The organism is Aeromonas sp. 2HA2, from assembly GCF_029237345.1.
Taxonomy (GTDB): Bacteria; Pseudomonadota; Gammaproteobacteria; order Enterobacterales; family Aeromonadaceae; genus Aeromonas; species Aeromonas salmonicida.
Window position 1 is genome coordinate 43779 of the sequence record NZ_JAACGB010000014.1, and the last position, 13274, is coordinate 57052.

A 13274-nucleotide genomic window follows, 5' to 3' on the forward strand; every position below is an offset into this window, starting at 1 on the left:
GGCCCTGGCTAGCCGGGCTGGCCCGTAAAAGACTGCATCTGTTGGCGGTAATCGGCGGGGGTCAGCCCGAATGCCTGCCGGAAACCGTGGTGGAAGTGGCTCTGATCGAAGAAGCCGACCGCCAGCGCCACCTCGCTCACCGGCAGGCCGCTGCCGAGCAGGCGCTTGCCCTGCTCCAGTCTCAGTCGCTTGAGCCAGGCATAGGGGGTCATGCCGGTCTTTTTCTTGAACTGACGCAGGAAGGCGAAGCGATCCAGCCCGAACAGGGCGGCCAGATCCTCCAGGCTGTGGCGCTCATCCAGTCGGGCCAGCAGATAGTCGCGCAGGTATCTGAGCTGGGGATCCGCCAGGGCGTGGCGCTCCGGCGCTATGTGCAGCAGCTCGCCGAGCAGGGCCAGCAGCTGACTCTCCGCCAGCAGGCCGTCTGGCTCGGGACCGTCCAGATACATGTGCAGCCGGGCGAAGCCCTGATAGAGGTCGGGACGGCTCTGCAAGCCCTTGTCGAAGAAGGGCTCAGGACTGTCCGGCAGCCAGCGCGCCAGCTGTTCGGGTGCGATGGCAAATACCCGTACCTCGTACCCTTCCGGCAGCAGGCTGAGGCCGTCGTGCATCTCGTCCGGGTTGACGGTGGAGAGCTCGCCGCGCACCAGATTGTGGCTGCTGCCCTTGTGGATGAATTTCTGGCCGCCCTGCTGCACCAGACCTATGTGATAGTCCAGGTGAACGTGGCGGCCATAGCTGAACTCCCTGTGGTGGGAGTGGGAGAGTTCAACCCCCGGCAGCAGCCGGGATTGCCAGTAGTGGATGCGGGATTGGGGAGCGCTCATCGGCTATTGATAACCTGAAACCTGAATATTGGCTTGTAGATTATTGCAGTGTCGACGCAGCCATGCCGTCAACCCTGACTGGCAGCCCGGCGCCGCTTGCCGCTGCGCAGTCCGTCCAGGCTGAACAGCACAAGCGCACTCCAGATGCAGCCGAAGGTGATCAGCTTGTCCGGTGTCAGCGCTTCCCCGTACAAAGTCACCGCCAGTATGAACATCAGGCTGGGGCCTATGTACTGGAAGAAACCTAGGGTGGAGAGTTTGAGACGGGTGGCGGCAGCGGTGAAGCAGAGCAGGGGGGCCGTGGTGACCGCACCGGCGGCGATCAGCAGCAGGTTGAGGTGCCAGTCGTTCTCTGTCATATGGCTGGTGGGGCTGTCGGCAAATCCCCACAGATAGATGGCGGCCGGCGGCAGCATGATCATGGTTTCGATCAGCAGGCCGGTGAGGGCATCAAGGGCCAGCTTCTTGCGAATGAGGCCGTAGATGGCAAAGCTCGAGGCCAGTACCAGGGCTATCCAGGGCAGGGAGCCGAAGGCGATGAGCTGGACGGCGACACCGATCACCGCCAGTCCCACGGCCCACCACTGCAGGCGACGCAGCTGTTCACTCAAGAACAGCATGCCGAGCAGCACGTTGAACAGCGGATTGATGTAGTAGCCGAGGCTCGCATCCAGCATGTGGCCGTTGTTGATGGCCCAGATAAAGAGCAGCCAGTTGCCGCCGACGGTGACCGAAGTGAAGGCCAGGGTCAGCAGCACTTTTGGCTGGCGCAGCACGGCCTGCACCTTGTGCCACTGGCGCCCAAGCAGGGTCAGCACTATCAGCAGAACGCAGGACCAAATCATGCGGTGGGTCAGGATTTCGGCGGCCGGTACGGCGGAAAGGGTTTTGAAATAGATGGGGGCGAGACCCCAAAGGGTATAGGCGCACAAGGCATAGATGATGCCTTGACGCTGAGCTTGTTGCTGCATGCGTGAATGTTGCCTTATGGCTTGTTGGGGGGTGATGGAGATCACAGGGCAATGAGTGTAACGAGTACCGTAGCGGGATCAAAGAACCATGTTTTTATGTGAATTATTTTGCTCAAAAAAACTGAAGGATCTATGTTTTGAGTAATATAATTCTCATAATATAAAAGGCGTCATAATTTTGAGCAAAATAATTCACATGGCGAGGTGTGATGGAACTGACTATCCAGATTTATGGTGAAAAGGGGTGGTGCGATGCAGCCCGTTTGCGGCTGAATGAGGGAGGGAAGCGCTCGGCCCGGCTCGCCTATGAGTTTGATTATGCCCTTGAATATCTGCATCAGACACAGGGATGGCACGCCTGTGCCTTGAGGTACCCCATTGAGCTGATGATCCCTCATGATGGTGGCTGGTTTCGTTTTCTCGATGACATTATGCCAGCGGGTAGTGCGCGCCGTTACTGGGTCAGGCAGCTCGACATCGGACATTTGGGTGAAGAGGGACAAGACCGTACCCTTCTGGCTCTCGGTACTATTGCTCCGATCGGAAACTTGCGCATCAAGGAGGCTGTAGAGAGAGTCGCGGCTCAGATACCCGAGCAGAGCCAGGTCACGCAACTGCGCTTCCCTGTGGCGATGGTATTGGAACGTGATACCGACTTTCTGGAATATGCCCAGCAGATGGGGGCCGCCAGCGGTGGTGCGACTGGGGCCGGTGGAGAGGCTCCCAAGCTGTTGTTGCGGCAAAATCGCAATCAGGAGGTGTGGATAGACACTTTTCAGGATGATCCCTACTGCCTGGATGATTTCTATCTGGTCAAGTTCCCGCGTAACAATCGCAGCGCCATTGACCAGGATATCCTCAGAGCTGAGTATCACTATTATCAAGAACTTAATGCCTTGGGGATCGATACGATTCCGATTCATGGCATGCGTCTTGACGAAGGGAGCAAATACCCTTCGTTGTGGCTTCCCCGCTTTGATGTAGCGGTGCAGGAGCAAAAATTGGTTCGCTTCGGAGTGGAATCTGTCTACAGCGTGATGGACGCAGCTCCAGGCTCGGACCTTAACCATCTGGATATTCTCGATACCTTGCTGCCCATGCTGGAGGGTGAGGCCCGACAGCGTAACACTCGTTTTAACGGCTCTGCATTTGTGATCGAGTGGGTCAGACGTGACTTACTCAACGTGGTCTTTGGAAATTCGGACAACCATGGCCGCAATACGGCATTGCTCAAGAGCGACGAGGGGATCTGGCTCGCGCCAGTCTACGACTTTGCCCCCATGAAAGCCGATCCAGAGGGGATCCGTCGCACGACACAGTGGGGGTTGGGGCTCGAAGAGGGAGGGCAGTTTGATTGGGTAGCCATTGCGCAACGTCTGTCACACCGGGTTGAGCCTGACGTCTTGTTGGCATCGTTGACCGAGCTGGCACTAAGGCTCAAGGGGTTACCGGAACGCTTAGCTCGACGTGGAGTACCCGTTTCCATCCTGACTATGCCGACATTCAATTTCAATACGCTCGATGAAAGGCTGACAGTCTGGATTGAGCAGTGGGGGGCATGAGGATGAAAAAACTATCTATAGAGGAGCGTGAGGAGCTGCTGCGTGAACTGTTGGTCAAGTTGCATCGTGGCGTCATCCACGAAGGCGACCTGCTACGCAAGTTGCGCAAAGAGATGCTAGGGATGGATCAGGAGGGCTATGCCAGTCTAATTGGCATCAGTCGACGCACCTTGTCAGCAATCGAACGCAATACTGCCACTCCTTCAATGAAGACGGTCGATCAGGTATTCCGGCCATTTGGATTGAAGATGAGGCTGACACCATTGAACTTGGGTTTGCAAAAACAGGTTGCCGATCAACTGGTTGATAATGAGTGGGAGTGATCAACGCCCACGACGAATCTTCTCGACGTCCATCAGCAACCACAGCATGAGTGCGATGGCGGAGATCCACGGACCCCAGGTCACATAGGCCTCACCCTGCCCCAAGAGGTAGAACAGCAGGGGCAGTCCTATCACCAGAAACAGTACACTTCCCAGAAAAAATAGCATTTTTATCTTTATATTTAAGGGCTTGTCTATTTGACGATTATATCGATTGAGGCGTGCGATGAAAGGGCAAAAATGAAAAAGGAGGATTTCTCCCCCTATTTCACGAATGAGCGTCATTTCTGATGCTATTCGAGCTGGATCCAGGTGCTTTTCAGCTCGGTGTACTTCTCCAGGGCGTGCAGTGACTTGTCGCGGCCGTTGCCGGATTGCTTGAAGCCGCCGAACGGCATCGTCATGTCGCCGCCATCCCAGTTGTTGACGAAGACGGTGCCGGCACGCAGGGCGCGGGAGCCCTTGATCGCCTTGTTGAGGTCAGCGGTCCAGATAGCCGCAGCCAGGCCGTAGTCGGTGTCGTTGCCGAGCGCAATGGCCTCCTCCAGCGTATCGAAGCCGGTCACCGCCAGCACAGGGCCGAAGATCTCCTCGCGGAAGATACGCATCTCGGGCGTCACCTCGTCGAAGATGGTGGGTTCGATGTAGAAGCCACCGCTCTCCATATTGGTGCGCTTGCCCCCCAGCAGCAGCTTGGCTCCTTCTTGCTGGCCGATATCGATGTAGCGCAGCACCTGCTCCATCTGGATGTTATCCACCATGGCGCCGATGCGGGTGGCGGGATCGATAGGGTTGGCCGCAATCCACTCGCGGGCATGGGCCAGCAACCGTTCCATAAATTGCGGCTTTATGCTGTTTTGCACCAGCAGGCGAGAGGCAGCGGTGCACACCTCACCCTGGTTGTAGAAGATGGCGCCGGCGGCACTCTTGGCCGCGGCGTCCAGGTCCGGCGCATCCGCCAGTATGATGTTGGGGCTCTTGCCACCGCACTCCATAAAGGCGCGCTTGAGGTTGGATTTGCCGGAGCACTCCACCAGATGTTTGCCGATCTTGGTGGAGCCGGTGAAGGTGATGCAATCCACGTCCATGTGCATGGCCAGCGCCTCACCCACCGTATGACCAAAGCCCGGCAACACGTTGAAGACCCCATCCGGAATGCCCGCCTCTTTCGCGATACCTGCGATGCGCAGGGCGGTGAGGGGGGATTTCTCGGAGGGCTTGAGGATGACTGAGTTACCGGTCGCCAGCGCCGGGCCCAGCTTCCAGCAGGCCATCACCAGCGGGAAGTTCCAGGGCACAATGGCGGCGACCACGCCGAGGGCCTCGCGGGTTACCAGCGCCAGGGCGGACTCTTCCACCGGTGCGACCTGATCGTAGATCTTGTCGATGGCTTCGGCGTTCCAGGCGATGCAGTTGGCGGCGGCGGGAGCGTCATACCCCATGGCATCGCTGATGGGCTTGCCCATGTCCAGCGACTCCAGCAGTGCCAGCTCCACCTTGTTCAGACGCATCAGGTCGGCGAAGCGCTGCATGATCAGCTTGCGCTGTTTCGGGGCCAGCCCGCTCCAGCGTTTGTCATTGAAGGCGGCACGGGCGGCCTGCACCGCCAGCTCGGCATCGGCGGCATCGCAGGCAGTGACCTTGGTCAGTAGCTGGCCATTGGCAGGGTTGATGCAGTCGAAGGTGGCGCCATTGATGGCATCACGGTAGCTGCCGTCGATGAAGGCTTGTGAGGGCAGGGTCAGATGGGCGGCCTTGTGTTGCCACTGGGCCAGAGTCAGGTCACTCATGTTCACTCCTTGAACCGGCAAAGAATTGGTATCCGCGTATCAATATGCTAAACATACCGCCGCTTGTAAATCCACTATGTAACATTTTATTAAACAGTTGAGGCTGTTCCCGTCAGGAACTGGCCGGGATGCTTTGCCTGAGAGCAGCTCGAACACGGTTCAATGATGCTGCCTTGCGACTCTGTGTGGCTGATGTGATCTGTTCGAGAGCAGCCCGAATTCTGTCAAATGGCGGCTTGAAAACTGGCCGGCGTGACTTGCCCGAGATCAGTCCGAACTCTGTCAAATGGGGGCTTGGAAACTGGCCGGCTTGATTTGCCCGAGATCAGCCCGAACCCTGTCAAATGGCGGCTTGGAAACTGGCCGGCGTGACTTGGCCGAGATCAGCCCGGACTTTGCCAAATGGCGACTTAGAAACTGGCCGGCGTGTTGGCCGAGATCAGCACGCACTCCTGCTCGCCCACGTTGCGAAAACGGTGCGGCGTGCGGCTGTCGAAGTAGTAGCCATCACCCGGTGCCAGCTGGTGGATCTGCTCGCCAATGGTCACCTCGATCGTCCCCTGAATGACGATGCCGCACTCTTCCCCTTCGTGGCTCAGCATGTCGTCCCCCGTGTCTGCGCCTGGCGGCAGTATCTCCTGCATCATGCCGATGGCACGGTTGGCGCGGCTGTGGCCCACCAGTCGGTAGCTGATGGGATGGGTGCCAAGATCCGGCATGTCGCTGGCGCGGAAGATTACCTCTGTCCCCATCTCTGTCTCTTCGGTGAAGAAGCTGGCCAGGGACATGGGAATGCCTTCGAGTACCTTGCGCAGTGAGGACACTGAGGGGCTCACCTGATTTTTCTCGATCTGGGAGATAAAACCGTTGGTCACACCGGAGCGTTTGGCCAGCTCGCGCTGGGAGAGGGCCGCCTTGGTGCGAACCGCCTTGAGGCGGTGACCGATATCCATCAATAGACACTCCTTGACTGTTTACTATTATTAAAATTGTGTTAAATATCTTATACCACTCCGGTCGGGGTGACACCAAGCAGGGCAACATTGAGCCCTTTTTTATGGATTCAGGTGTTTAATTTAATAGGCATAAGCCGATAGTTACTAAACACCTTAAGGATGAGGTGACCATGAAACCGATCAGCGACATCAATACGCCCTCCGACATGTCCGCCTTCTGGATGCCGTTCACCGCCAACCAGCAATTCAAGGCGGCGCCGCGCATCCTGAAGTCGGCAGAGGGGATGTATTATCACTCAGAGGATGGCCGCAAGATACTGGATGGCACTGCCGGGCTCTGGTGTTGCAACGCGGGCCATGGTCGCCGCGAGATCGCCGAGGCGGTTTCCCAGCAGATTTCCCACCTCGATTTTGCTCCTACGTTCCAGATGGGGCACCCCTTGCCGTTCGAGCTGGCCAACCAGCTGGTGGAGATAGCCCCCAAAGGGTTCGGTCACGTCTTCTATACCAACTCGGGTTCTGAATCTGTGGATACGGCGCTGAAAATCGCGCTGGCCTGGCAGCGGGCGCAGGGGCAGGGCACCCGCACCCGGTTGATTGGTCGTGAACGGGGTTACCATGGAGTGGGCTTTGGCGGCATCTCTGTGGGGGGGATCCCCGGCAACCGCAAGTGGTTCGGCTCCCTGCTGACCGGAGTGGATCATCTGCCCCACACCCTCAATATTGCCAAGCATGCCTTCACCAGGGGATTGCCCGACGAAGACGTGACCCTGGCCGACGAGCTGGAGAAGATCGTCTTCCTGCACGATGCCAGCAACATAGCGGCTGTCATCGTCGAACCCATAGCCGGCAGTACCGGTGTCATCATGCCACCCAAGGGGTACCTCAAGCGGCTGCGGGAGATCTGCACCAAACACGGCATTCTGCTGATCTTCGACGAGGTGATCACCGGCTTCGGTCGGCTCGGTTCCCCCTTCGCGGCACAGGAGTTCGATGTCATTCCCGACATGATCACCTGTGCCAAGGGGCTCACCAATGGCGCCATCCCCATGGGGGCCGTGCTGGTGCAAAACCACATCTATGACGACATGATGGCCGCCGGCAAGGGCGCCATCGAGCTGTTCCACGGCTACACCTACTCGGGTCACCCGGTGGCCGCCGCCGCCGCGCTGGCGACCCTCGACATCTACCGCAACGAAAACCTGCTCACCCGCGCCGCCGATCTGGCGGGCTACTGGGAGGAGGCGGCCCACTCCCTCAAGGGCTGCAAGCATGTGAAGGATGTGCGCAACTACGGGCTGGTGGCGGGTATCGAGCTCGAGTCCATGCCCGATGCCCCTGGCAAGCGTGCCTATGAGGTGTTCGTGCGCTGCTTCGAGAAGGGGGCCCTGGTTCGCGTGACAGGGGACATCATAGCCCTGTCGCCGCCGCTCATTATCGAGCGCAGCCAGATCGACGACCTCTTCACCCTGCTGCAGGATGTGTTGCAGACCCAGGACTGACCTTTTTCACCTTGTTTCATGGCGCCCGCGGCTTGTCGGGCGCCATCTCCCTGTGCCCGGCCCGTAGGCCCGCAGGGGAATGCGGATTACTCATCATGGAGGATATATGACATACAGGGTCAGCAACTTTATCGACGGCCAGCTGCAACAGAGTCACAGCGAGCGGTTTGGTGCCATCTTCAACCCGGCCACCGGCCAGCAGCAGGGGAGTGTGGCACTCGCCACCGCCGCCGAATGTGGCGAGGCCATCGCCGTGGCGGAGCGTGCTTTCACCGACTGGTCCCAGACACCGCCGCTGGTGCGTGCGCGAGTGCTGTTTCGCTTCAAAGAGCTGATGGAGCGGCACAGAGATGAGCTGGCGGAGCTCATCAGCCGCGAGCATGGCAAGGTCTTCTCCGATGCCCAGGGTGAGCTGACCCGGGGGCTGGAAGTGGTGGAGTTTGCCTGCGGCATTCCCCATCTGCTCAAGGGGGAGCACTCCCTCAATGTGGGCCGGGGGGTAGACAGCCATTCCATGATGCAGCCGGTGGGGGTGTGCGCCGGTATCACGCCGTTCAACTTTCCGGCCATGGTGCCGCTCTGGATGTTCCCGGTGGCCATTGCCTGCGGCAATACCTTTATTCTCAAGCCCTCCGAGAAGGATCCCTCCCTCTCCCTGCGCATGGCCGAGCTGCTCAAGCAGGCCGGTTTGCCAGATGGTGTGCTCAACGTGGTCAACGGCGACAAGGAGGTGGTGGATGTGCTGCTGACCGATCCGCGGGTCGGCGCCGTCTCTTTCGTGGGCTCCACGCCCATCGCCGAATATATCTATGCCACCGCCTCGGCCCACGGCAAGCGGGTGCAGGCGCTGGGCGGCGCCAAGAACCACATGCTGGTGATGCCGGATGCGGATCTCGATCAGGCGGTCTCCGCCCTGATGGGAGCGGCTTATGGGGCGGCGGGCGAGCGCTGTATGGCCATTTCGGTCGCTGTGGTGGTGGGGGATGAGACCGCCGATGCACTGGTTGCCAAGCTGGCGCCGCTGGTGGAAGCGCTACGGGTCGGGCCTGGCCTGGGTCAGGTATCGGAGAACGAGATGGGGCCTCTCATCAGCCGTGAGCATCTGGCCAAGGTGCGGAGTTATGTGGATCAGGGGGTGGCCGAGGGCGCCCTGCTGCGAGTGGATGGTCGCGGCGTGAGTCACGGGGAAGGCTACTTTATCGGTGGCAGCTTGTTTGACGAGGTAACCCCCGGGATGCGTATCTATCGGGAGGAGATTTTCGGCCCCGTGCTCGTCATAGTGCGGGCCCCGGATTACGAGACGGCGCTCGGGCTCATCAACCAGCACGAGTATGGCAATGGCACTGCCATCTTTACTTGCGACGGCGATACTGCGCGGGACTTCACTGCCAGGGTTCAGGTCGGTATGGTAGGGGTGAACGTCCCCATTCCCGTGCCCATGGCGTTTCACAGCTTTGGGGGTTGGAAACGGTCCATCTTCGGGCCGCTCAACATGCACGGGCCGGATGGGGTACGCTTCTATACCCGGATGAAGACGGTAACGGCGCGCTGGCCACAGAGCCTGCGGGCCGGTGCCGAGTTCTCCATGCCGACCATGAAGTAAGCAACCAAGCAGCAGCTAGTCCAGGCATGGCCCGGTGGCGACAAACGCTGCCGGAGTGCCCCGCTATCCCTGTTGAAGGAGTAACAGATGCGACTGGGAATTCTCGATTGTGACCGGCTGGATCCCGATTTGGCGGATCATTTTGGCCCCGTTTACTCCGAGATGTTTATCAAGGGCTTTCGGGCGTTGGCCCCCGAGCTGGAGTTCAGGATCTGGTCGGCGCTCGATGGCGAGCTGCCGGACGATCTGCAAGAGTGTGATGCTTGGCTCATCACGGGTTCGCGGCACGATGCCTACAGCGATCTGCCCTGGATCCAGGCACTGCGCGCCTGGATCCGGCTGGCCCACGATGCCGACGTCAAGCTGGCCGGGGTCTGCTTCGGCCATCAGGTGATTGCGCAGGCGTTGGGGGGCGAGGTGGTCAAATCCACCAAGGGGTGGGGGCTGGGGGTCTCGGTTCACCCCATGCTGGCGACCGGATCCTGGATGCAGCCCGTGCTGGATCAGATCCGGATCCTGGCCAGCCATCAGGATCAGGTAGCCCTGTTGCCACCCGGTGCAACACGGCTGGCGGGCAACGATTTTTGTCCCAACTTCATGTTCTTGCAGGGGGACCACATAGTCGCCATTCAGGGGCATCCGGAGTTTTCGGTGGAGTACAACCGGGCGCTGATCGAGCGGCGGCGGGACTTCTTGTCCGATGATCGTTATCAGAGCAGCCTCTCCTCACTGGAGGGGGAGGTGGATTCGGCCACCATGATGCAGTGGTTGTTACAATTTTTGGGCATCCTGCCCGGTAGCGAAAGGGCGACCGGCGGGATCACAGCAGGAGAGCGAGCATGATTATTGGCGTACCCAAGGAAATCAAAAACCATGAATACCGGGTCGGCATGACTCCCGCCGGAGTGCAGGAGCTGGCGGCCCGGGGACACAAGGTACTGGTGCAACAGCAGGGAGGCGAGGCGATCGGGCTGTCCGATGCCGAGTACCAGGCTGCCGGTGCTGAGCTGGTGGCGAGTGCGGCTGAGATATTCGCCCGGGCCGAGATGATAGTGAAGGTGAAGGAGCCCCAGCCGGAGGAGTGTGAACTGCTGCGCCCCGGTCAGCTGCTCTTTACCTATCTGCACCTGGCGCCGGATCCGGTGCAGACCCAGCTCCTGGTCCACTCGGGGGCGGTGGCCATCGCCTACGAGACGGTGACCGACGAGCGCGGCGGTCTGCCGCTGCTGGCGCCCATGTCTGAGGTGGCGGGGCGGATGGCGATCCAGGCCGGCGCCCACAGTCTGGAGAAGGCGCAGGGGGGCAATGGCACCCTGCTAGGTGGTGTGCCTGCGGTGGCCCCTGCCAAGGTAGTGGTGCTGGGGGGCGGCGTGGTGGGCGTCAACTCGGCGCGCATGGCGCTGGGACTGGGAGCTGATGTCACCATTCTGGATCGATCCCTGCCGCGCCTGCGGGAGCTGGACAGCCTCTATGGCCCGGCCCTCAAGACGCTTTACTCCACCCGCACCAATATCGAAGCCTGCATCGCCCAGGCGGATCTGGTGATCGGCGCCGTGCTGATCCCGGGAGCGGCGGCGCCCAGGCTGCTGACCCGCGACATGCTCAAGCTGATGCGCAAGGGCTCAGTGCTGGTGGACGTGGCCATTGATCAGGGCGGCTGCTTTGAAACCTCCCACCCCACTACCCATGAAGAGCCGACCTATGTGGTGGATGGCATCATTCACTACTGCGTGGCCAACATGCCGGGCGGTGTCGCACGCACCTCCACCTTCGCGCTGACTAATGCCACCTTGCCGTTCGTACTGGCGCTGGCAGACAAGGGTTACGCCCAGGCGCTCAAGGATGACAAACACCTGCGGGCCGGTCTGAACGTGTTCAAGGGCAAGGTCACCCAGGCGGCAGTGGCCCAGGCGCTTGGCTACGAGTACGTCAGCGCCGAATCCGTGCTGGCGTGACGCAGCCGGTGTGAACCCTGCCGGCAAACGTCGAGCTGGTTCACAAACCCCGTGATTTCAGGGAGGGCCGTCAGGGCCCTTTCTCATATACTGGGGTCCCTTGTCAGTGAGGCTTCTCCATGTCCCGCATTCTGCTGCTTGCCAATCTCAACTGTGATCATGTGCTCTCTCTCTCCGAACCCCTGATGGCCGGTGCCCGTCTGCAATACGTGGATCAGGGCCGCAGGCTGGGGGGCGGCGCCGCCAACACCGGCATAGGGCTGGTATGGGCGGGCCACGAGGTGACCATCGCCTCCCGCATCGGGCTGGATGAGGCCGGCGACTGGCTGCTGGAGCAGGCGGCGGGTTACGGGCTGGACTGCTCTCATGTGGAGCGCTTCGGGGGCGAAACAGGGGAACTGCTGATCCTGGTGGATTCCACCGGCGAGCGCACCATCCTCAGGCGGCCGCGTCGCCCCGACCTGCCTGGCGACTTGCCGGTGGAGGGGGTGGACTGTCTCTACGTGAACTATCCCGGCACCGCCATCACAGGCTATATGCGCCAGATGCTCGGCAAGAGTTTCGTGGTGGCACAGTATCCCAAGGGCGGGCAGGCTCGCCGTCCCTGTCACGTGCTGGTGGCCTCCCGCTCCGATCTCGGCGAGGTGAGCGACCCCTGGCTGCATGCTCGTCAACTGGCCGGGGAGCAGCTGGAGTGGCTGGTGCTGACCGAAGGCAAGGCGGGGGCCGTGGCCATCCATGGTGAGGAGCAGATCCGGGTCGCGGCGCGGCCCGTGTCAGTGGTGGATACCACGGGAGCGGGGGATGCGTTCGCCGGTGGCCTGATCCACGGACTGGCGCGAGGCATGGCGATCCAGGATGCCTTGCAGTGCGCTGTGGACTGGGGCGCCTTCGCGGTTGCCTCCGAGAGCTCAATTCCCTCCACAGCGCTGAAAAACTGGCTCAAGCAGCCCCATTGAATCCACACAGCAGGAGTCGTGTGGTGCACGCCTATCCGCGCCGGCCTTGGGGATGGCGCGGCGAAGTTAGCCGCCCAAAACCCCTCAAACCCGGGAGCCAGCCTGCAAGTTTGCGATCAATCAAAGAAAGTGTCGATTTATGTGCATCTTCATCGACACTCGCCTGAGCTGCTCTTAACCTTGTCATTCCACGACTCGGATTAAGATGCGGACTCTGCACGGGCGCAAGAGCTGTCCCGCCTCTTAGCTTTAGGTTGTCGTCCTGATTTCCAGCTTGTAGTAAGAGGCAAGTGCGACCATGCAACTGACACGATTTACCGACTATGCCCTGCGTACCCTGACTTTTTTGGCGGTTCAGCCGGGAGATCGCCTGTCGACCATCACTGAGGTGGCCGATACCTTTGCCATCTCCCGCAACCACGTGGTCAAGATAGTGCATCAGCTTGGCATCAAGGGGTACATAGAGACGGTACGCGGCAAGCATGGCGGCATCCGCCTCGGTCGCTCCGCCGTCTCCATCAACCTGCGTGATGTGGTGATGGACATGGAACACGTGCTCTGCCCTGTGGATTGCAAGCGCGAGAACTGCCGCCTCTCCGGTGGCTGTCGTATACAGGGTATTCTGCGCCGCGCCATGAACGCCTTCCTCGAGGTGCTGGGCGAATACACATTGGCCGATGCAGTGCGGGATCCCACTCGTCTCTGCCACCTGCTCGGCATTGAGCACGACTCCATTCTGGCCATGGCATAGAACCAGCGTCAGACCATGAGGGGCCCACGGGCCCCTTTGTGCTTTCTGGCGTCTGGTAGCAGTGGAATATGGCTT

At 60.2% G+C, this 13274-nt stretch carries 13 protein-coding genes; 8 read left to right on the forward strand and 5 right to left on the reverse strand.

Going from position 1 to position 13274, the window contains the following annotated elements; translation table 11 throughout:
• Positions 1-8 precede the first annotated feature (8 nt).
• Positions 9-827 (reverse strand): AraC family transcriptional regulator, encoded by an 819-nt coding sequence (locus GWQ29_RS16790; protein WP_058395615.1) that lies wholly within the window; start codon positions 825-827, stop codon positions 9-11.
• 68 nt (positions 828-895) lie between these two features.
• On the reverse strand, positions 896-1798 hold the full coding sequence (gene rarD, locus GWQ29_RS16795) for an EamA family transporter RarD (RefSeq protein ID WP_275919893.1): 903 nt from the start codon (positions 1796-1798) through the stop codon (positions 896-898).
• Between the two features lie 209 nt (positions 1799-2007).
• Here rarD and GWQ29_RS16800 point away from each other — a divergent pair, with 209 nt between their 5' ends.
• Entirely contained in the window at positions 2008-3360 is a 1353-nt protein-coding gene (locus GWQ29_RS16800; RefSeq protein ID WP_021138673.1) for a HipA domain-containing protein, read from the forward strand.
• Positions 3361-3362: 2 nt separating this feature from the next.
• Positions 3363-3683 carry a helix-turn-helix transcriptional regulator gene (locus GWQ29_RS16805; protein ID WP_034523574.1) on the forward strand — a complete coding sequence of 107 codons (321 nt, stop codon included), beginning with the start codon at positions 3363-3365 and terminating at the stop codon, positions 3681-3683.
• On the opposite strand, the gene GWQ29_RS16810 is transcribed toward GWQ29_RS16805, so the two are convergent.
• From GWQ29_RS16810 to GWQ29_RS16820, 3 genes are all read right to left on the reverse strand, one after another.
• Positions 3684-3851, reverse strand: coding sequence for a hypothetical protein (locus GWQ29_RS16810; RefSeq protein WP_265461551.1), 168 nt, complete (start codon positions 3849-3851; stop codon positions 3684-3686).
• A gap of 125 nt (positions 3852-3976) precedes the next feature.
• Positions 3977-5473: an aldehyde dehydrogenase gene (locus tag GWQ29_RS16815; protein ID WP_275919894.1), complete on the reverse strand. Its 1497-nt coding sequence runs from the start codon at positions 5471-5473 to the stop codon at positions 3977-3979.
• Positions 5474-5883: 410 nt separating this feature from the next.
• A complete protein-coding gene (locus GWQ29_RS16820) occupies positions 5884-6426 on the reverse strand; it encodes a cupin domain-containing protein (protein WP_275919895.1) in 543 nt (180 codons plus the stop codon).
• Between the two features lie 173 nt (positions 6427-6599).
• Between GWQ29_RS16820 and GWQ29_RS16825 the strand changes: the two genes are divergently transcribed.
• The 6 genes from GWQ29_RS16825 (at position 6600) to GWQ29_RS16850 (ending at position 13199) form a co-directional block, all read left to right on the forward strand.
• Positions 6600-7931: an aspartate aminotransferase family protein gene (locus tag GWQ29_RS16825; protein WP_275919896.1), complete on the forward strand. Its 1332-nt coding sequence runs from the start codon at positions 6600-6602 to the stop codon at positions 7929-7931.
• A 106-nt stretch (positions 7932-8037) separates the two neighbouring features.
• Positions 8038-9534, forward strand: coding sequence for a CoA-acylating methylmalonate-semialdehyde dehydrogenase (locus GWQ29_RS16830; protein WP_275919897.1), 1497 nt, complete (start codon positions 8038-8040; stop codon positions 9532-9534).
• Positions 9535-9621: 87 nt separating this feature from the next.
• Positions 9622-10377, forward strand: a complete 756-nt coding sequence (locus GWQ29_RS16835; RefSeq protein ID WP_265461556.1) for a glutamine amidotransferase — start codon at positions 9622-9624, stop codon at positions 10375-10377.
• Positions 10374-11489 (forward strand): alanine dehydrogenase, encoded by a 1116-nt coding sequence (gene ald / locus GWQ29_RS16840; RefSeq protein ID WP_058395608.1) that lies wholly within the window; start codon positions 10374-10376, stop codon positions 11487-11489. The genes GWQ29_RS16835 and ald overlap by 4 nt, the downstream gene beginning before the upstream one ends.
• Positions 11490-11608: 119 nt before the next feature.
• On the forward strand, positions 11609-12448 hold the full coding sequence (locus GWQ29_RS16845) for a PfkB family carbohydrate kinase (RefSeq protein ID WP_275907580.1): 840 nt from the start codon (positions 11609-11611) through the stop codon (positions 12446-12448).
• Positions 12449-12746: 298 nt separating this feature from the next.
• Entirely contained in the window at positions 12747-13199 is a 453-nt protein-coding gene (locus GWQ29_RS16850) for an Rrf2 family transcriptional regulator (protein ID WP_005319948.1), read from the forward strand.
• Positions 13200-13274: the final 75 nt, after the last annotated feature.

Excerpts from the sequence above, each read along its gene's own strand:
- GWQ29_RS16790 (WP_058395615.1), bottom strand. The coding sequence starts at position 827 with ATGAGCGCTCCCCAATCCCGCATCCACTACTGGCAATCCCGGCTGCTG.
- rarD (WP_275919893.1), bottom strand. The coding sequence starts at position 1,798 with ATGCAGCAACAAGCTCAGCGTCAAGGCATCATCTATGCCTTGTGCGCC.
- GWQ29_RS16800 (WP_021138673.1), top strand. The coding sequence starts at position 2,008 with ATGGAACTGACTATCCAGATTTATGGTGAAAAGGGGTGGTGCGATGCA.
- GWQ29_RS16805 (WP_034523574.1), top strand. The coding sequence starts at position 3,363 with ATGAAAAAACTATCTATAGAGGAGCGTGAGGAGCTGCTGCGTGAACTG.
- GWQ29_RS16810 (WP_265461551.1), bottom strand. The coding sequence starts at position 3,851 with ATGCTATTTTTTCTGGGAAGTGTACTGTTTCTGGTGATAGGACTGCCC.
- GWQ29_RS16815 (WP_275919894.1), bottom strand. The coding sequence starts at position 5,473 with ATGAGTGACCTGACTCTGGCCCAGTGGCAACACAAGGCCGCCCATCTG.
- GWQ29_RS16820 (WP_275919895.1), bottom strand. The coding sequence starts at position 6,426 with ATGGATATCGGTCACCGCCTCAAGGCGGTTCGCACCAAGGCGGCCCTC.
- GWQ29_RS16825 (WP_275919896.1), top strand. The coding sequence starts at position 6,600 with ATGAAACCGATCAGCGACATCAATACGCCCTCCGACATGTCCGCCTTC.
- GWQ29_RS16830 (WP_275919897.1), top strand. The coding sequence starts at position 8,038 with ATGACATACAGGGTCAGCAACTTTATCGACGGCCAGCTGCAACAGAGT.
- GWQ29_RS16835 (WP_265461556.1), top strand. The coding sequence starts at position 9,622 with ATGCGACTGGGAATTCTCGATTGTGACCGGCTGGATCCCGATTTGGCG.
- ald (WP_058395608.1), top strand. The coding sequence starts at position 10,374 with ATGATTATTGGCGTACCCAAGGAAATCAAAAACCATGAATACCGGGTC.
- GWQ29_RS16845 (WP_275907580.1), top strand. The coding sequence starts at position 11,609 with ATGTCCCGCATTCTGCTGCTTGCCAATCTCAACTGTGATCATGTGCTC.
- GWQ29_RS16850 (WP_005319948.1), top strand. The coding sequence starts at position 12,747 with ATGCAACTGACACGATTTACCGACTATGCCCTGCGTACCCTGACTTTT.